The 18,711-nt window shown below is 70.4% G+C and carries 12 protein-coding genes; 6 read left to right on the top strand and 6 right to left on the bottom strand.

Translation table 11 applies throughout. From position 1 onward, the window contains the following. Nucleotide 1: 1 nt before the first annotated feature. Together cydB and J2Y70_RS20305 are read right to left on the bottom strand one after the other, a co-directional pair. On the bottom strand, nucleotides 2-1,018 hold the full coding sequence (gene cydB, locus J2Y70_RS20310; protein WP_263396678.1) for a cytochrome d ubiquinol oxidase subunit II: 1,017 nt from the start codon (nucleotides 1,016-1,018) through the stop codon (nucleotides 2-4). After that, on the bottom strand, nucleotides 1,018-2,418 hold the full coding sequence (locus J2Y70_RS20305) for a cytochrome ubiquinol oxidase subunit I (protein WP_309921778.1): 1,401 nt from the start codon (nucleotides 2,416-2,418) through the stop codon (nucleotides 1,018-1,020). The genes cydB and J2Y70_RS20305 overlap by 1 nt, the downstream gene beginning before the upstream one ends. A gap of 236 nt (nucleotides 2,419-2,654) precedes the next feature. On the opposite strand from J2Y70_RS20305, the gene J2Y70_RS20300 reads away from it, so the two are divergent. The 5 genes from J2Y70_RS20300 to J2Y70_RS20280 all read left to right on the top strand — a co-directional run bounded on the left by J2Y70_RS20300 (nucleotide 2,655) and on the right by J2Y70_RS20280 (nucleotide 8,430). After that, nucleotides 2,655-5,036, top strand: coding sequence for a S9 family peptidase (locus tag J2Y70_RS20300; RefSeq protein WP_309921775.1), 2,382 nt, complete (start codon nucleotides 2,655-2,657; stop codon nucleotides 5,034-5,036). A 324-nt stretch (nucleotides 5,037-5,360) separates the two neighbouring features. Then, nucleotides 5,361-5,924, top strand: coding sequence for a hypothetical protein (locus J2Y70_RS20295; protein WP_309921771.1), 564 nt, complete (start codon nucleotides 5,361-5,363; stop codon nucleotides 5,922-5,924). A 46-nt stretch (nucleotides 5,925-5,970) separates the two neighbouring features. Beyond that, nucleotides 5,971-6,978: a hypothetical protein gene (locus J2Y70_RS20290; protein WP_309921768.1), complete on the top strand. Its 1,008-nt coding sequence runs from the start codon at nucleotides 5,971-5,973 to the stop codon at nucleotides 6,976-6,978. Between the two features lie 289 nt (nucleotides 6,979-7,267). After that, entirely contained in the window at nucleotides 7,268-8,167 is a 900-nt protein-coding gene (hemF, locus tag J2Y70_RS20285; protein ID WP_309921765.1) for an oxygen-dependent coproporphyrinogen oxidase, read from the top strand. Next, a complete protein-coding gene (locus tag J2Y70_RS20280) occupies nucleotides 8,164-8,430 on the top strand; it encodes a DUF2164 domain-containing protein (RefSeq protein WP_309921763.1) in 267 nt (88 codons plus the stop codon). Before hemF ends, J2Y70_RS20280 begins: the two co-directional genes overlap by 4 nt. A gap of 144 nt (nucleotides 8,431-8,574) precedes the next feature. Here J2Y70_RS20280 and J2Y70_RS20275 read toward each other — a convergent pair whose 3' ends face one another. Together J2Y70_RS20275 and polA are read right to left on the bottom strand one after the other, a co-directional pair. Further along, complete coding sequence (locus J2Y70_RS20275) at nucleotides 8,575-9,054, bottom strand: DUF421 domain-containing protein (RefSeq protein ID WP_263396671.1); 480 nt, start codon at nucleotides 9,052-9,054, stop codon at nucleotides 8,575-8,577. A gap of 674 nt (nucleotides 9,055-9,728) precedes the next feature. Beyond that, on the bottom strand, nucleotides 9,729-12,497 hold the full coding sequence (polA, locus tag J2Y70_RS20270; protein ID WP_309921758.1) for a DNA polymerase I: 2,769 nt from the start codon (nucleotides 12,495-12,497) through the stop codon (nucleotides 9,729-9,731). A gap of 496 nt (nucleotides 12,498-12,993) precedes the next feature. On the opposite strand from polA, the gene J2Y70_RS20265 reads away from it, so the two are divergent. Beyond that, nucleotides 12,994-13,281: a DUF2782 domain-containing protein gene (locus tag J2Y70_RS20265; protein WP_263396669.1), complete on the top strand. Its 288-nt coding sequence runs from the start codon at nucleotides 12,994-12,996 to the stop codon at nucleotides 13,279-13,281. A 697-nt stretch (nucleotides 13,282-13,978) separates the two neighbouring features. Here the strand turns inward: J2Y70_RS20265 and tssA are convergent. Both tssA and J2Y70_RS20255 read right to left on the bottom strand, forming a co-directional pair. Next, on the bottom strand, nucleotides 13,979-15,025 hold the full coding sequence (gene tssA, locus J2Y70_RS20260; RefSeq protein ID WP_309921755.1) for a type VI secretion system protein TssA: 1,047 nt from the start codon (nucleotides 15,023-15,025) through the stop codon (nucleotides 13,979-13,981). A 79-nt stretch (nucleotides 15,026-15,104) separates the two neighbouring features. Next, a partial coding sequence (locus J2Y70_RS20255; RefSeq protein ID WP_369011116.1) for a beta strand repeat-containing protein occupies nucleotides 15,105-18,711 on the bottom strand: 3,607 nt, incomplete at its 5' end.

Here is an 18,711-nt window from a genome sequence, read left to right as displayed (position 1 = left end):
CTCAGTGGTGGTAGCCGGTGTCGGCGGTGATCTTGCCGCGGAACACCCGGTACGACCAGGCCGTATAGCCCAGGATCACCGGCAGCAGCACCGCCAGCCCGACCAGCACGAAGCCCTGCGAGGACGGCGGCGACGCCGCTTCCCAGATGGTCAGCCCCGGCGGCACGATGTTCGGCCAGATGCCCAGCACCAGGCCGAAGAACCCGAGCACGAAGAAGCACAGGGTCAGCACGAACGGGCGCGCGTCGCGGCCCTGCGCCATCGCCGCGCGCCACAGCGCGAACGCGTTGACCAGCACCAGCAGCGGCACCGGCGACAGCCACCAGAAATTGCCGTCGTGGAACCAGCGCGCCATGATCCGCGAGTCCAGGAACGGCAGCCACGCGCTGACCAGGCCCATGAACACCACCACCACCAGCACCAGCGGCCGGGTCAGCGAGCGCGCGATGCGCTGCATCGGCCCTTCGGTCTTGAGGATCAGCCAGCTGCCGCCGAGCAGCGCGTAGCCGAACACCACCGCCGCGCCGGTCAGGATCGAGAACGGGCTGAACCAGCCGAGCACGCCGCCCAGGTACTTGCCGCCCTGCAGCGGCATGCCCTCGACCAGCGCGCCGAGGATCACCCCCTGCCAGAACGCCGCGCACAGCGAGCCGGCGGCGAACGCCCAGCCCCACAGGTACTTGGAGCTGTGCGCCTTGAAGCGGAACTCGAAGGCCACGCCGCGGAACACCAGCGCGATCAGCATCATCAGCACCGGCAGGTACAGCGCCGACAGCACCACCGCATACGCCTTCGGGAACGCCGCCAGCAGCCCGGCACCGCCGAGCACCAGCCAGGTCTCGTTGCCGTCCCAGATCGGCGCGGCGGTGTTCATCATCAGGTCGAGCTGGTCCTCGTCCTCGGCGAACGGCGCCAGGATGCCCAGGCCGAGTACGAAGCCGTCCAGCAGCACGTACATCAGCACGCCAAAGCCGATCACCCCGAACCAGATGACCGGCAGCACGGTCGCCATGTCCATCAGCGCGCCTCCTCGATGTAGTCGTCGGCCGCCGAGATCGGCCGCGCCGGGGTCTTGTCGCCGTCCTGCATGTGCGGCTCCGGCTCGTGCGGCAGCGGCCCGCTGCGCAGCATCTTCAGGATGTACCAGCTGCCGAAGCCGAACACGAAGGCATACGCGGCCACGTACACGCTCAGCGACACCCACACCATCGCCGGGCTGACCGCGCTGACCGCATCGCGGGTGTGCAGCAGGCCGTAGACCACGTACGGCTGGCGCCCGATCTCGGTGACGAACCAACCGGCCAGCAACGCGACGAATCCGGCCGGCAGCATCGCATTCCACGCCACATGCAGCGCGCGCCGTCGCAGCAGCGTGCCGCGCCACCAGAAGAACAGCGACACGAACGCCAGCAGCAGCATCGCCATCCCCAGCCCGACCATGACCCGGAACGCGTAGAACACCGGCTTCACCGGCGGCCGCTCGTCCTTCGGCACCGTGGTCAGCGGCGCGATCTGCCCGTCCAGCGTATGGGTCAGGATCACGCTGCCCACGCGCGGGATCTTCACCTCGTAGTCGTTGCGCTCGGCCTCCTCGTTGGGCACCGCGAACAGCACCAGCGGCACGCCCGCGCCCGGCGCCTCGTTGCGCCAGTGCGCCTCCATCGCCGCCACCTTCATCGGCTGGTGCTTGAGCGTGTTCAGGCCATGCGCGTCGCCGGCGGCGATCTGCAGCGGCACCGCGATGGCGGCGAACGCCACCGCCAGCTTCAGCATGCGCCCGGCGGCCTGCAGATGCTCGCCGCGGCGCAGGTACCAGCCGCTGACCCCGCCGATCACGAAACAGGTGGTGATGAACGCGGCCAGCACCATGTGCGTGAGCCGGTAGGGGAACGACGGATTGAAGATCACCTCGCGCCAACTGGCCGGCTGGAACACGCCATCGACGATCGCGTAGCCGGCCGGCGTCTGCAGCCAGCTGTTGGCCGACAGGATCCAGAACGTGGAGATCAGCGTGCCGAGCGCGACCAGGCAGGTGGACAGGAAGTGCAGCTTCTCCGGCACCTTGCGCCAGCCGAACAGCATCACCCCCAGGAACGAGGCCTCCAGGAAGAACGCGGTCAGCACCTCGTAGCTGAGCAGCGGACCGAGGATGTTGCCGGCGCGCTCGCTGAGCACCGACCAGTTGGTGCCGAACTGGAAGCTCATCACGATGCCGCTGACCACGCCCATGCCGAACGACACGGCGAAGATCTTCAGCCAGAAGAAGTACAGGTCGCGCCACAGCGTGTCGCGCGTGCGCAGCCAGCGCCACTCCAGGAACGCCAGCCAGCTCGACAGGCCGATGGTGAAGGCCGGGAACAGCACGTGGAAACTGATGACGAATCCGAACTGGATGCGCGACAGCAGCAATGCGTCCATGGACGTGCGCTCGTGAAACCGTAACTGAGCGTCATTGTTAGCCCGAGGCCGTGAAATTGCGTGTGACGGGTTGTCGCAGGGCCCGGGATTGGGAATTCGGGATTGGGGGATTCGCAGTGGCTTTTCGCTTTTGCCAATCCCGAATCCCGAATCCCGGCCCCTCCATGACCAACGGCGCAGTCGCCGCCGCGCCGCGGCTGCTACCCTCGCCGCTTGCCCGTTCGTCCGGAATCCAGATGCGTCGCGTCCCCTTGTGCCTTGTGTTGCTGTCCCTGTCCTGCCTGGCGCCGCTGGCCGCCGCGCAGGACGCCGCCGCCCCGTTGACGATCGAGCAGGCGATGGCCGATCCGGACTGGATCGGGCCGCCGGTCGAGGATGCCTGGTGGGCGTGGGACGGGCGCCAGGTGCAGTACCAGCTCAAGCGCGCCGGCAGCCCGGTGCGCGACACCTACCGCCAGGGCGTCGACGGCAGCGCCGCGCAGCGCGTGGAGGACACCCAGCGCAGCACGCTGGATGCGGCCAATCCGGTCTACGACACGGGCCGCCAGCGCATGCTGTTCGTGCGCAACGGCGACGTGTTCCTGCGCGACCTGCGCAGCGGCGCGCTGACCCAGCTGACCCGCAGCAACGAGGCCGCCTCGCGCCCGCAGTTCACCACCGACGGCGGCGCGCTGTGGCGGGTCGGCAACGACTGGTACCGCTGGAGCGCCGGCGGCGGCACGCAGCAGGCCGCGGTGCTCAAGGCCGAACGCGATCCCGACGCCGCGCCCAAGCCCGATGCGCTGCGCGAGCAGCAACTGCGCACCCTGGAAACCCTGGCCCGCGACCGCGCGCAGCGCGACCTGGCGCGGCAGCAGGAGCAGGCCTGGCGCCGCGCCGACGGCAGCCGCGCGCCGGCGCCGGTGTACCTGGGCGAGGACGTGGCCATCGACGACAGCGCGCTGTCGCCGGACGGCCGCCATCTGCTGGTGGTGACCCATGCCAAGGGCGCCGACGAAGGCCGCGGCGGCAAGATGCCCAAGTACGTCACCGAGTCGGGCTACGAGGAATTCCAGGAGACCCGTACCCGCGTCGGCCGCAACCTGCCGCTGGCGCAGACGCTGTGGCTGGTCGACGTGGCCGCCGGCAGCGCGCGCAAGCTCGGCGTCGACGCCCTGCCCGGGATCGACGCCGATCCGCTGGCGACGCTGCGCAAGGCCGCCAAGCAGGAGCCGCTGAAGGGCCCGCGCGCGATCCGCGTGGAGACCGACGGCGACGGCGCCGGCCCGGCGATCCACTGGAGCGACGACGGCCGCAATGTTGCGGTGATGCTGCGCGCGGTCGACAACAAGGACCGCTGGATCGCCAGCGTCGACCTGGACAAGGCCACGCTGCAGAACCGCCACCGCCTCACCGATGCGGCCTGGATCGGCTGGAGCTTCAACGAGTTCGGCTGGCTGCCGGACAACCAGACGCTGTGGCTGCTGTCCGAGCAGTCCGGCTACGCGCACCTGTACACCCAGCGCGGCAACGACAAGCCGCGGCAGCGCACCTCCGGCAAGTGGGAAGTCTCCGCGCCGGTCGTCACTGCCGACGGCCAGGGTTTCCTGTTCCTGTGCAACCGCAAATGGCCGGGCGACTACGAGGTGTGCAAGCTCGACCTGCGCGAGGACCGCGTCAGCGAGCTGACCGCACTCGACGGGGTGGAGGACTTCGCGTTGTCGCCGGACGGCCAGCAGCTGCTGGTGCGCTATTCGGGCAGCTACCTGCCGCCGCAGCTGGCGGTGCTGCCGGTGACCGGCGGCAGCACGCGCACCCTCACCGACACGCGCAGCGCCGCGTTCAAGGCGCGCGACTGGATCCAGCCGCAGTACGTGCAGGTGCCGTCCAAGCACGGCGCCGGCACGGTCTGGGGCAAGTACTACGGCCCGCAGCATCCCGAGCCCGGCAAGCGCTACCCGATCGTGATGTTCGTGCACGGCGCCGGCTACCTGCAGAACGTGTCGGCGCGCTACACCCCGTATTTCCGCGAGCAGATGTTCCACAACCTGCTGGTGCAGAAGGGCTACGTGGTGCTCGACCTGGACTACCGCGCCAGCGCCGGCTACGGCCGCGACTGGCGCACCGCGATCTACCGCAACATGGGCCATCCGGAGCTGGAGGACTACCTGGACGGCCTGGACTGGCTGGTCGCCGACAAGCAGGGCGACCGCGACCGCGCCGGCATCTACGGCGGCTCCTACGGCGGCTTCATGACCTACATGGCGCTGTTCCGCAGCCCCGGCACGTTCAAGGCCGGCGCCGCGCTGCGCCCGGTGGGCGACTGGAGCCAGTACAACCACGAGTACACCGCCAACATCCTCAACACCCCGGAGCTGGATCCGCAGGCCTACCGCACCTCCTCGCCGATCGAATACGCCGCCGGCCTGCGCGACCACCTGCTGATCGCCCACGGCATGATCGACGACAACGTGTTCTTCCGCGATTCGGTGAGCATGAGCCAGAAGCTGATCGAACTGCACAAGGACAACTGGGAGATCGCCCCGTACCCGCTGGAACGGCACGGCTTCACCCGCGCCGACTCGTGGCTGGACGAATATAAGCGGATCCTGAAGCTGTTCGAGCAACAGCTGAAGTAAGTTTCTTGCGCGAGCGTGACCGTTCCTGCCGCGCAGGAACGGCTGCGGCAGCCGCAGCGGCAACACGGCAATGGCCTTCCCGGCGCTGCACGCCGCCGGGAATGAAGCCCTCCCGCAGCCGCGCCGCAAGCCACTGTAGGAGCGGCTTCAGCCGCGACAAACGCAGCAGCGCGCTTCCCGGCGTAGTTCATCGCCGGGAGCCAATGACCAACAAAGCGATGGCCCGGCGGCATCCGCCAACGGCTTGCGTCGCCGGCCGCGCGCCCTATCCTTGCCGGACGCTACGCGGCACCCACTGCCGCCCTCCCACCGAAGGACCGCCGCATGTCGCCCCCGCCCCTGCCCGTTGCGCGCAACCCGATGATCGACTCGATGGCGAAGGTCTCGCTGCTGGTCGGCGTGCTGTGGCTGTTGTACGCGCTGGCGCAGGCGCTGCTGGTGACGGTGCTGCCGGACGGCGCGATCGCGCAGATGCTGCTGCTGATCGAGCTGCGGCTGCCGCCGCTGCTGCAATGGTGCACGGACCACCTGCTGGCCTTGTCGTGGCTGTCGGCCGCGTTGGCGCTGGCGTTCTGCGCCACGTCGTGGTCGCTGCTGCGCCGGCGCGAATGGGCGCGGGTGGCGTTCGTCGTATTCCTGGTGCTCACCGCGCTGGCCAACTTCGTCAGCCTGCCGCTGCTGTGGGAGGTGTTCGATGCGTTGCAGGCGTGGCTGCCGCACGGCGCCCAGTACGGCGCCGATGCGTCGGAGCTGCACGCCGAGCTGCGCAGCGGGCGCATCGCAGGCATGTTCAGTGCGGTGCTGACCTGCCTGGTCTTCGCCGCGCTGCACGGATGGATCGTCTACCTGCTGTACCGGCCGGCGGTCCGCGCCGAATTCCGCACCTGATCTCACTCCCCCGCCGGCATCGCGCCGGCTCCGAAAAGGATTTCCGATGACAGCGTATCGCCCCAGCCGCCGCTTCCTGGCCGGCGCCACCTTGTTCGCGCTGGCCTGGCTGGGCATCGCCGCCTGCGCCGACGCCGCGCCCGCCGCGCCGCTGTGCGGCCTGTACATGGACGATGCGCAGAACGCGCTGTACCTGGAAAGCGCCGACAGCGCACGGCTGGAACCGGAGCAGGACACGCCGCGGCGGTTCCATCTGCAGCGCCAGGGCGACGCCCTGCAGCTGTTCGACCTGGACAGCGGCCGCAGCGAGCGTTACGCGCTGTCGGCGGATGCGGCGCAGGTCCGTGCGCCGGACGGCACCGTCTATCGGCGCGGCAGCACGGCGCCCTGCCAGGCGCCGACGCAGGCGGCGACAGCGGCGATCACGCAGTGCCGTGCGGACCTGCCGGCCTGCGCGCAGCGGCTGGCGCAAGGCGGGCACGCGCAGGCCGCGGCGCTGTGCGGGCCGCAGCTGCCGTTCGCCTGCCACGCGCTGCTAGATCCCGCACCGGCGGCGGCCGCGGCGCCCGCCCAGGCCAGCGCCGCCTTGCAACCCGAAGCCATATGCCAGCGCAGCGCCTCCCCGCGCGTCTGCACCGCGGCGGCGGAGCGGCTGTGGGACGCCGGCCAGTTCCTGCGGGCGAAGGCGCTGCTGGAACTGGCCTGCGCCCTGTCCGATCCGGTCGCCTGCGGCCGCACCACCGCCTTGGAAGAGGTGGACGCGGCGCTGCTGCAGTCGCCGCCGGCGACGCGGCTGCCGTGCGGCCGCTTCATCGCCCCCATCGGCAACGCGATCAGCCTGCAGTTCGGCGCCGACGGCCGCGTGCGCAGCGGCGATGGCGAGGCGCTGGACGCGCGCCTGGACGATGGACAGGTCGTGCTGCGCCAGCGCGACGGACAGCAATGGCGGTTGCGTCCGCTCGGGGCGAACCACCTGCTCGGGCTGGATCGCGCGCACCGCTTCGCGGTGTTCTTCGGCGACGGGGCCGGCCGCTGCGACGCCACGGAACGGTAACCGCGCAATCCAGCCGCCACAGCTGCCATGGCGCTACTGCGCCCGCTGCACTGCCTGGCATCGCTCCTTCTCCCTACGAGACCATGGCCAAAGGTGCGCGATGGGCGGATGAGGTGACGGACGAAGCGCCACGGCAACCTGGGCGCCGCGCCCGAAGACCCCCGCGATCCCGGTCGCGTTAACAGGGGCCTGGCACGGCCACGCAATAATGTGGCGTGCCCTTGCCGCCTCGCCCAGCGCAGATGGCTGACTAGCACCTCTTCCCCACTGCCCGACTGCCATACCGCCCATGACCGAGTTCGACCGAGTACGCGACTACCTGACCGGCCTGCAGGACCGCATCTGCGCCGCCATCGAGGCCGCCGACGGCCGCGCCCGCTTCGCCGAGGACCTGTGGCAGCGGGCGGAAGGCGGCGGCGGGCGCACCCGCATCCTGCGCGACGGCGCGGTGTTCGAGCAGGCCGGGATCGGCTTCTCCGACGTGTCCGGCACGCGCCTGCCGCCCTCGGCCAGCGCCAACCGTCCGGAGCTGGCCGGCGCCTCGTGGCGCGCCACCGGCGTGTCGCTGGTGTTCCACCCGCACAGCCCGTACCTGCCCACCACCCACGCCAACGTGCGCTTCTTCCGCGCCGAGCGCGACGGCCAAACCGTGGCCTGGTGGTTCGGCGGCGGCTTCGACCTGACCCCGTACTACCCGTTCGACGAGGACGTGCGCCATTGGCACCGCACCGCGCAGGCGCTGTGCGCGCCGTTCGGCGCAGACCGCTACGCGGCGCACAAGCGCTGGTGCGACGAATACTTCTTCCTCAAGCACCGCAACGAGACCCGCGGCGTCGGCGGGCTGTTCTTCGACGACCTGCATGGCGACTTCGAACGCGACTTCGCCTACCAGCGCGCGGTCGGCGACGGCTTCCTGGACGCCTACCTGCCGATCGTCGAACGCCGCCGCGCGCTGCAGTGGGGCGAACGCGAGCGCGAGTTCCAGCTGTACCGGCGCGGGCGCTACGTCGAGTTCAACCTGGTCTACGACCGCGGCACCCTGTTCGGCCTGCAGAGCGGCGGCCGCAGCGAGAGCATCCTGATGAGCCTGCCGCCGCGGGTGCGCTGGGAATACGGCTTCCAGCCCGAGCTAGGCAGCGCCGAGGCGCGCCTGGCCGACTACCTGGTGCCGCGCGAGTGGCTGGCATGAGCGCGCCGCTGCCATCGGGCGTGCTGGGGCGCGAGGAGAAGGCGCAGATCGCCGAGCAGCTGCAGCGCTATCTGCGCGACGAGCTGCAGCAGGAGATCGGCGCCTTCGAGGCCGAATTCCTGCTCGATTTCGTCGCCGAACGCATCGGCGCGCATTTCTACAACCGCGGCTTGCAGGACGCGCGCACCGCGCTGGCCGCCCAGCTGGACGCGCTGGACGACGCGCTCTACCAGCTCGAGCAACCGACCGAGCCGCGTCGCTAACCCGACCCTATTCGACCACCATTCTGCCGGCGCGCGCTCTTGTAGGAGCGGCTTCAGCCGCGACCGGGGCGTTACCGGGAAAGCCCGGTCGCGGCTGAAGCCGCTCCTACAGGGGGCTGCCAACTGCTTAAAGCGCCGAGCCGCTCAATCGCCCTTGCCGGCGACGATGGTGATGTGGCCGTTGGTCTCCAGCAGCGCCAGCCTGACCTCGTCCAGCTGCAGGCAGCCCTGCTGGCGCATCGCCGCCTCGAAGTCGGCGTTGCTGACCAGTTCGCGGCGCAGCACCTGGCGGAACACATGCCCGTCGCGCGCCAGCACCACCGGCTCGCCTTCGATCAGCCGCTCGGCGCGCGCACTGCGCGAGGTGAGCAGGCCGACCCCGAAGTTCAGGGAGATCAGCGTCGCCGCCAGCAGCAGGCCGCCGCCGAGCGAGGTGTCCTGGCCGAGCAGCGCGTTCTGCACCGCATTGCCGAGCAGCACGATCAGCAGCATGTCGAACGGCGTCAATTGGCCCATCGCGCGCTTGCCCGACACCCGCACCATCGTCAGCACCGCCACGTACACCACCACCGCGCGGAAGATGAATTCCCACCACGGCATCGACAGACGGAAAAGATCGGGCATCGCACGCTCGCAGCTAAGGTTGGGCCGCGACCTGATGCCGGCCTGCGCCGGCGGCTGTGGCGGCGCAGTGGATTGGCGCTGGAACTTTTTCGCAGGCAATAAAAAGCCCCGCGGACCAGGGGGAGGTCGGCGGGGCCAGGGAACGGAGACTTGGGGAGGAGTCGCCGTTCCTAGATCTGCTCCAGGGGATGGGAGGAGATCCGCGACAGGTATTGCGCCTGTCGAGGGATATAAAAACACTTTCTACCTTGCTAGTTCGTGAAGATTTTAGTTAAAAATTTGTCGGATTAAGGACCGATTCATTCGCGAAATTCAGTGCAACGCAAGGTTCCAAAAACAACTGTGTTTTATAGGGCGGATTCATGCACAGGAACGTCAGGCAGCGCCCGCGCGATGCGCCATGCATCCCGGAATCACGCGTTGTCGCCAATCTGGCGCATCCATGCTCCAGCATCCCTACGCTGAAATCGGCGCGCGATGAATGAAGAAGTTTTAGACGCAATCATCGCCTCGAGGCTTCCGCATCCCGCCCGGCACCTTTTCGGCACCGCCCGCAGTCCGGATGAAGACATTCAGGCGCCGCGCGCGTTCGATTCAGCCGCCCCTCGCCTCGCCTCGCCTCGCCTCGCCGAGTCCCGAGTCCCGAGTCCCGAGTCCCGAGTCCCGAGAAAAGCCTAATGCGCCTCGTCCCAGTTGTCGCCGACCCCGCTGTCCACCACCAGCGGCACCTTCAGCTCGGCGGCGCCGGCCATCAGCCGGGTCACTTCGGGCAAGAGCGTCTCGACGAAGTTGGCATCGGCCTCGAACACCAGTTCGTCGTGCACCTGCAGGATCATCAGCGCGCGGTCGCGGTGCCGCTCCAGCCAGGCGTCCACGCTGACCATGGCGCGCTTGATGATGTCCGCGGCGGTGCCCTGCATCGGCGCGTTGATCGCCGCGCGCTCGGCGCCGGCACGCAGGCCCTGCTGCTTGGCGTTGATGTCGTTCAGGTACAGCCGGCGGCCGAACAGGGTTTCCACGTAGCCCTGGGTGCGGGCTTGCTCGCGCATGCGCTCCATGAAGTCGCGCACGCCCGGGTAGCGGCTGAAGTACAGCGCCACGTAGTCCTGCGCCTCGCCGCGGCCGATGCCCAGGTTGCGGGCCAGGCCGAACGCGCTCATGCCGTACATCAGGCCGAAGTTGATCGCCTTGGCGGCGCGGCGCTCGTTCGGCGTGACCTCCTCCAGCTTGCGCCCGAACACCTCGGCGGCGGTGGCGCGGTGCACGTCCACGCCGGCGCCGAAGGCGCGCAGCAGGCCCGCGTCCTCGGACAGGTGGGCCATGATCCGCAGTTCGATCTGCGAGTAGTCGCAGGCGATCAGCTTGCGCCCGGGCGGGGCGACGAAGGCGCGGCGGATGCGGCGGCCGTCCTCGGTGCGGATCGGGATGTTCTGCAGGTTCGGATCGGCCGAGGACAGCCGCCCGGTGGCGGCGCCGGCCTGGTGGTAGCTGGTGTGCACGCGGCCGGTGTCGAGATTGATCATCTCCGGCAGCTTGTCGGTATAGGTGCTGCGCAGCTTGGCCAGGCCGCGGTATTCCAGGATCACCCGCGGCAGCTCGTGCTCGGCGGCGATCGCCTCCAGCGCCTCTTCGTTGGTGCTGGGCTGGCCCTTGGGGGTCTTCAGCAGCGCCGGCAGCTTCAGTTCGTCGAACAGCACCGCCTGCAGCTGCTTGGGGGAATCCAGGTTGAAGGTGCGCCCGGCCAGCGCGGTGGCCTTCTGCTGCGCGGCCAGCATGCGCTGGCTCAGGTCCTGGCTCTGCTTGCGCAGTTCGGCCATGTCCACGCTGACGCCGTTGGCCTCGATCCGCGCCAGCACCGGCACCAGCGGCATCTCGATCTCGCGGTAGACCTTGGCCAGGGCCGGCTCGGCATCCAGCTGCGCGGACAGCGCGCGGTGCAGGCGCAGGGTGATGTCGGCGTCCTCGGCGGCGTAGCCGGTGGCGTCGTCGATGGCCACCTGCGAGAACGCGATCTGCTTGGCGCCCTTGCCGGCCACGTCCTCGTACTTGACCGTCTCGTAGCCCAGGTAGCGCCGCGCCAGCGAGTCCATGTCGTGGCGGCTGGCGGTGGAATTGAGCACGAAGCTCTCCAGCATGGTGTCGTCGGCGTAGCCGCGCACGTCGATGCCGTGGCGGCGCAGCACGTGCAGGTCGTACTTGCCGTGCTGGCCGACCTTGGCCTTGGCCGGGTTTTCCAGCAATGGTTTCAGCGCGGCCAACGCCAGCTGCCGGTCCAGCTGCACCGGCGCGCCAGGATAGTCGTGGCCCAGCGGCAGGTAGTCGGCACGGCCCGGCTCGATCGCGAAGCTGAGCCCGACCAGGTTGGCGCGCATCGCGTCCAGCGCGTCGGTCTCGGTGTCGAAGGCGAAGCGGTCGGCCACGCGCAGGCGCTCGAGCAGGTGCTCGAACTGCGCCGGGGTCATGACCGCGGCGTAGTCGCCCTTGGCCGCCAGCGCCGGGTCCAGGGTTTCGTCGATGGGCGCGGCGGTGCGGGCGTAGCCGGCGGCGGTGCCGCGCAGGCTGGGCGCGCCCTCGGCGGCGCCGGCCGGGGCGGCCACGCCGCCGTCCAGGTCGCGCAGCGCCTGGGTGAAGCCGTAGCGCTGGTACAGGCCGCGCAGCAGCTCCGGCTCCTGCTCGCGCAGGACCAGCGTGCGCGGGCCGCCGGGCAGGGCCACGTCGGTCTTGATCGTGACCAGTTCGCGGTTCAACGGCAGCCGCGCCAGCGCGGCGCGCAGGTTCTCGCCGATCTTGCCCTTGATCGCGTCGGCGTTGGCCATCACCCCGTCCAGCGACCCGTACTCGGCCAGCCACTTGGCCGCGGTCTTGGGCCCGCACTTGTCCACGCCCGGCACGTTGTCGATGGCGTCGCCCATCAGCGCCAGCAGGTCCACGATCTGGCTCGGCCACACGCCGAACTTCTCCATCACCGCCGCGTCGGAGTCCATGCGGCTGCCGCTCATGGTGTTGACCAGCTGCACGCCCGGGCGCACCAGCTGGGCGAAGTCCTTGTCGCCGGTGGAGATGGTCACGTCCAGACCGTCGCCGGCGCCCTGCAGGGCCAGCGTGCCGATCACGTCGTCGGCCTCGACCCCGCCCTCGCGCAGGATGGTGATGCCCAGCGCGTGCACGATCTGGCACATCGGCTCGACCTGCGCGCGCAGCTCGTCGGGCATCGGCGGGCGATTGGCCTTGTACTGCGGGTACAGGTCGTCGCGGAAGGTCTTGCCCGGCGCGTCGACCACGAAGGCGACGTATTCCGGGCGCTCCTTCAGCGTGGCGCGCAGCATGTTGACCACGCCGAACAGCGCGCCGGTGGGCTCGCCGGCGGGATTGGTCAGCGGAGGGAGCGCGTGGAACGCGCGATACAGGTAACTGGACCCGTCGATCAGGACTAATCGGCTCATCGGGCAATTCTACGCTGGGTGGGTTGGGGACTCGGGACTCGGGACTCGGAAAAGCATCGGGCCGCCTGGGGCCGTTGTCAGCTAAAGAACAGCCGGCGCATGCCTTAGCCCCTCTCCCGCCGGGAGAGGGGTTGGGGTGAGGGTTCGGCGCGAAAGCGTCTCGTGGAGTTGGGTGCACGAGGCTGCGCACGTACCCTCATCCGCCCCTGCGGGGCACCTTCTCCCGAGGGGAGAAGGGGAGCAACCTAGCCCCTCTCCCGCCGGGAGAGGGGTTGGGGTGAGGGTCCGGCGCGAAAGCGTCTCGTGGAGTTGGGCGGATGAGGCTGCGCCCTACCCTCATCCGCCCCTGCGGGGCACCTTCTCCCGCAGGGAGAAGGGAACAGCGCGCGTGCCTTGGCCCTCTCCCACCGCCGGGTGCGTCCAGCCCTTCGCGCGCCGAATCCGGCCGCGCGGCGCATAATCGGCGGCGACGACTTAGGCTGTGGAGAATGCTGCGATGAAAGCCCTGATGCTGGTTCCGTTGTTGCTGCTGGCGGGCTGCGCCTCGACCGGCATCGGTCCGGACGGTGCGCCGGTGGACGTGCGCGGTGCGGACGTGACCCAGCGCAAGCTGGACAACGGCGACACCGTGGACGAGTACCGGGTCTCCGGCCAGCTGCGCATGGTCAAGGTGACCCCGGCCAACGCTCCGGCCTACTACCTGTACGACCAGAACGGCGACGGGCACATGGACGGCAACAAGGACAACGTGTCGCCGGTGTACTGGAAGTTGTACAGCTGGTAAGACCGGATCGAAATGCTCGATCCAGCGCCGGCCACGCACCGCTGCCGGCGACGCCAGGTGGCCTCGGCCACCATCGCGAAACGGGGCCTGGCGGGCTTTCGGATACTCCGCGCGTCCGGGCTGGAGCCCCTCCTGCAATGCACCCGACAAGTCGGCCGCTCCCTGCCAGGAGCGGTTTCAACTGCAACGAGCGAAGTAGTCCAGTGATCCGGCTTGGAAGCAGTCGGGACTGAAGTCCCTCCCACAGTGCACCCGGCCGGCTCGTCGCAAGCTCTTGTAGGAGCCCTCCTAAATCCGACAAGCCGGTCGCTCCCTGTAGGAGCGGTTCCAACTGCGACGAGCGAAGTAGTCCAGCGATCCGGCTTCGGAAGCAGTCGGGACTGAAGTCCCTCCCACAGTGCACCCGACCGGCTCGTCGCAAGCTCTTGGAGCCCCTCCTAAATCCGACAAGCCGGCCGCTCCCTGTAGGAGCGGTTTCAACCGCGACGAGCAAAGTAGTCCGGCTATCCGGCTTCGAAGCAGTCGGGACTGAACTCCCTCCTACGGTGCGCCCGGCCGGCTCGCTGCAAGACCTTGTGGGAGCGACTTCAGTCGCGACGCGAGGAGCCTGAAACGCCCCGACTTCGGCAGTGCCAGGCCGAAGCTCCCTCCGGCGGACAAACTGACACCGCTCTGGCAGCGGGCGGTGCGCGCCGGCTCAGGCGTCCTCGTCGCGGACGCCGGCCACGTGCTGCAGTTCGCTGACCCCGCCCGGGGCCAGTTCCTTCAGCAGGTCCAGGAAGTTGCGCCCGACCAGACGCTGCGCGCGGCGCAGCAGCAGCGGCACCGGGCTGGAGGGTTCGTGGCTGGCGTAGTAGGCGCAGATCTCGTCGAGACGGCGCATCACGTCGTCGGGGCTGGCGATGCGGGCGTTGCCACCGCCGCCGGCCGGCGCCGCGGCGCCGCCCTCGGCCTGTCCGGCATCCGCATCGCCCTCGCCCTCGGCGCTGCCGCCAGTACGCGCGGTCCACTGCGGCAGCAGGAAGCGCTCCAGGTCGCGCAGGTCGCCGAGCAGCGGCTTGAAGTCCGGTGCGGCGCTGCCGATGCGTTCGGCGAACAGCGCGTCCACCTCGCGCGCCGATTGCAGCGCGCGCTGCACCGCGGCCACGGTCTCGCCCAGCGCGTCCACCGGACAGTCCAGGCAGCAGGCTTCGATCTCGGTCAGCGAGGGCACGCTGTCGGCGGCGTTGGCCGGTTTCACGCTGCCGTTGGCCACGCGCAGGTCGCGCAGGCTGAAGCGGCCCAGCCGCGGCGATTGCACGAACGCGGTGGCGCGCAGCGCGCCGAGCAGGCCCAGCGGATCGACCAGGGCGACCACCGCATTGACCCGCGCGGTCGGGTCGTCGTCGTCCTCGGCGTCCAGCTGCGGGTGCACGCTGTCCCAACGCTGCGCCAGCAGCGCATGCAGCAGGGCCAGGCCGTCGGCCCAGCCGGGCAGGCCGCGCAGGCGCAGCCAGGCCGCGCTCAGGTGGATCGCCACGCGCAGGTCGTGGCTGCGGCGGAACAGCGCCAACGCCAGCGTCTGCACCTTGTCCCAATCCGGTTCCTCGGCAGCGATCACGCTGTCGCCGACCGCGCGCTCGGCCTTGTTCGCCGCGGCGCGGTCCAGCGCCAGGAAGTCCGGGTCGTATTCCAGGTCCGGGCCGGACGCGGCGTCCTCGGCGATCGGTGCCAGCAGCGCGTCCAGGGTGGGTTCGGTGGTCATGCGCAATCACTCCGGGTCGGGGTCGGCCGGCGTGGCGATGGCCCACGCCGGCGGGGAAACGGGACGGCGTGCGGTGCGCTCACTCGTGCGCGCACTGCGCATCCGGGTCGTCCGCATCGCACGCCGGCTGCTGGTCGACCGGCAGGCGCAGGCCCGGCTTGACCAGCCCGAACGCGCGGTAGCTGGCGTTGGCCGCACTCAGGTCGACGTAGGCGATGGTGCGGTTGCTCGAACTCTGCGCGCGGCTGGCGAACACCGAGGTCGGCACGTTGATGCCCGATTCGCCGTCCACGCCGAGCAGGCTGCCGTCGGCGGCGAGCGCGTAGAAGTACGCCGGCGGCAGGCCGACCGCCGCCACGGTCTGGTTGCGCACGCCGAGCACGTAGATCGGATTGGCGGCGGTGCCGATACGGCCGCTGGCCGAGAACGTGCCGGCGCCGTCGTAGAGCCAGGTGGTGTCGGTCTGCAGCAGGTCGCCGAGCACCGCCAGGTACAGCGCCGCGGTGCCGGCATTGACGGTGTAGGCGCTGCCGTTGAGCGAGGACAGGGTCAGGCTCTGGCCGTTGCTCAGGCTGAAGCCGCCGGGCGAGGCGAAATCGCCCAGGGTGCCGATGCGGTTGTCGATCGCCGCACCGGCGGCGCCCAGCCGGGTGCTGCCGCCGACGCTGCCGCTCAGTGTGTCGGTGCTGAGGCGGCCGGCGCTGCCTTCGGTCAGGTCGCCACCGGCCTGCAGCCAGGCGCTCTGGGCGCCGACGGTGCCGTCGATGGCCAGGTCGCCGCCGGCGTCCAGGCGCAGCGCCCCGGCGACCGCGATCGGGCCGGTCACGCGCAGGTCGCCGAGCGTGCGCAGGCTCAGCTGGGTCGCGCCGAACTCGCCGAGCGCGGCGATCGCGTTGCCGCCGGTCAGGGCGGTGGCGCCGCCGGAACGGCCGCTCAACGATGCGGCGCGCAGCGTGCCGGCGCTCTGCGCGATCGCGCCGCCGCTGCGCAGCTGCAGCGCGCCGCCGCTGGTCACATCGTGGCCCAGGCTCAGGTCGCCACCGGCGCTCAAGCCGATGCTGCTACCGCTCAGCGTGCCGGCCGTGCGCAGCGCGCCGGCCGCGCTCAGCGCCAGCGCGCCGCCGGCCTGCGCGGCCACGGTCAGATCGTCGCGATCGGCGATGGCGATGTCGCCGCCGCGCGCCTGCACCAGGCCCTGGAAGTCGTTGCCGGCATCGGTCAGCGCGATCGCGCCGTTGCCGGCGTCGAGCGTGGTGGCGCCGGCGACGGTCAGCGCGCCGCGCTGGCCGATGCCGCCGCCGCTCGCCGCCGGCGTGGCGGCGCTGGCGGCGACGATGGCGGACGCGCCGGCGCCGGCGACCGCGCTGCGCGCGACCAGGTCGCCGCCGATGCTGCCCTGGCCCAGCGACAAGGCGCCGTTGCTGGTCGCGGTCAAGCCGGCGACGGCCACGTCGCCCAGGGTCAGCGCGTTGCGGTCGCGCACGCTGGTCGCGCCGCCGCTGAGGTTCACCTTGCCACCGAAATCGTTGCCGGCATCGTCCAGCGTGATCAAGGCAGCGCCGCTGTCGATCGTGCTGCTGCCGCCCACCTGCAGCGCGCCACGCTGGGTCAGCGTGTTGCCACCGCTGTCGGCGACCAGGGCGCCGGCGATGCTGCCGTCGCCCACGTTCAGCGCGCCGTGGCTGGCGACGTCCAGCGAGGCCAGCGCCAGCGTACCCAGCGCCAACGCATTGGCGTCGCGGATGCGGGCAGCGCCGCCGGCGAGCGACAGCGTGCCCTGGAAGTCGTTGCCGTCGTGGTCCAGCGCGATCGCGCCGTTGCCGGTGTCGATCGCGGCAGCGCCGGTCACCGTCAGCGCGCCCTGCTGGCGCAGCGCACCGTTGCTGGTGAGCTGCAGCGTGGCGACGTTCGAGGTACCCAGAGTCAGCGCGTCGATGCTGCGGATGCGGGTGTCGCCGCCGTTGAGCTGCAGCGTGCCGGCGAACCGGTTGGCCTGGTCGAGGGTGATCGAGCCGCTGCCGGCGGTCACGATGGCGTCGCCGTCCACGCGCAGCGCGCCGCTCTGGCCGATCGCGGCGTTGCCGCTGTCGGCCTGCAATGTGCCGCGCACCTGGCCCTGGCCCAGGCCGAGGGCGCCGCCGCTGGTGACCGCCAGGCTGTCGACCGACAGGGTGCCCAGGCGCAGCGCACCGCTGTCGCGCAGTTGCGTGGCGCCGCCGGTGAGATCCACCGTGCCGCCGAAATGGTTGCCGGCGCCGGTCAACGCGATCGCGCCGCTGCCGGTGTTCACGGTGGTGGCGCCGTCGACCGTCAGCGCAGCGGTGGCCGCCTGGTCGAGCGCGGCGTTCGCGGTGGTGATCTGCAGGTCGCCGCTGGCGGCGACATCGTCGGTGAGGAGCAGGGCGTTGCCGCTGCCCAACGTGAGGTTGTGCCCGCTGAGCGCGCCGCCCAGGCGCAGCGTGCCGGTGCGCGCGACCAGGCTCAGGTCGCCGCTGCCGGTGGCGATCGCGGCGGCCGGCAGGAACAGCGAGCCGTCGGCGACCAGCGCGACGCGGCCATCGTTGCCGTTGTGCAGCGCGGCGACCTCCAGGTCGTTGCGGTCGGCAAGCGCGATGCCGTTGCCGGTCAGGTCGACCGCGCCGACGAAGTCGTTGCCGTTGGTGGTCAGGGTGATCGATCCGGCGCCGGCATCGAGGTCGCTGGTCCCGGTGACAGTGAATCCGTTGCTGGCCGACTGGGTGATGGCGCCGCCGTTGCTGGTCGCGGTCAAGGCGCCGGTTACCGTGCCACGGCCCAGGTTCAACGCGCCATTGCTGGCGGCGGTGAGGTTGCCGGTGGCCAGGTTGCCCAGCAGCAGTGCGTTGCTGTCGGCGATCGCGGTGCTGCCGCCGGTCAGGCCGACCGCCTGGCCGAAGTCGTTGCCGGTGGTGGTCAGGGTGATCGACCCGGTGCCGGCATCGAGGTCGCTGGTCCCGGTGACGGTGAGCCCGGTGGTGGTCGACTGGGTGATGGCGCCGCCGTTGCTGGTCGCGGTCAAGGAGCCGGTCACAGTGCCGCTGCCGAGATTCAACGCGCCATTGCTGGCGGCGGTGAGGTTGCCGGTAGCCAGGCCACCCAGCAGCAGCGCGTTGCTGTCGGCGATCGTGGTGCTGCCGCCGGTCAGGTCGACCGCGCCGACGAAGTCGTTGCCGTTGGTGGTCAGGGTGATCGATCCGGCGCCGGCATCGAGGTCGCTGGTCCCGGTGACAGTGAGTCCGTTACTGGCCGACTGGGTGATCGCGCCGCCGTTGCTGGTCGCGGTCAAGGCGCCGGTTACCGTGCCGTGGCCCAGGTTCAACGCGCCATTGCTGGCGGCGGTGAGGTTGCCGGTGGCCAGGTTGCCCAGCAGCAGTGCGTTGCTGTCGGCAATCGCGGTGATGCCGCCGGTCAGGCCGACCGCCTGGCCGAAGTCGTTGCCGGTGGTGGTCAGGGTGATCGACCCGGTGCCGGCATTGAAGTCGCTGGTCCCGGTGACAGTGAGTCCGTTGCTGGCCGACTGGGTGATGGCGCCGCCGTTGCTGGTCGCGGTCAAGGCGCCGGTTACCGTGCCGCGGCCCAGGTTCAACGCGCCATTGCTGGCGGCGGTGAGGTTGCCGGTGGCCAGGTTGCCCAGCAGCAGTGCGTTGCTGTCGGCAATCGCGGTGATG

Origin of the sequence: Xanthomonas sp. 1678, assembly GCF_031455575.1 — a bacterium.
In the GTDB taxonomy this organism is placed as follows: domain Bacteria; phylum Pseudomonadota; class Gammaproteobacteria; order Xanthomonadales; family Xanthomonadaceae; genus Xanthomonas_A.
Note: the sequence above shows the minus strand (reverse complement) of the source record. Positions and strands in the feature narration are given on the sequence as shown.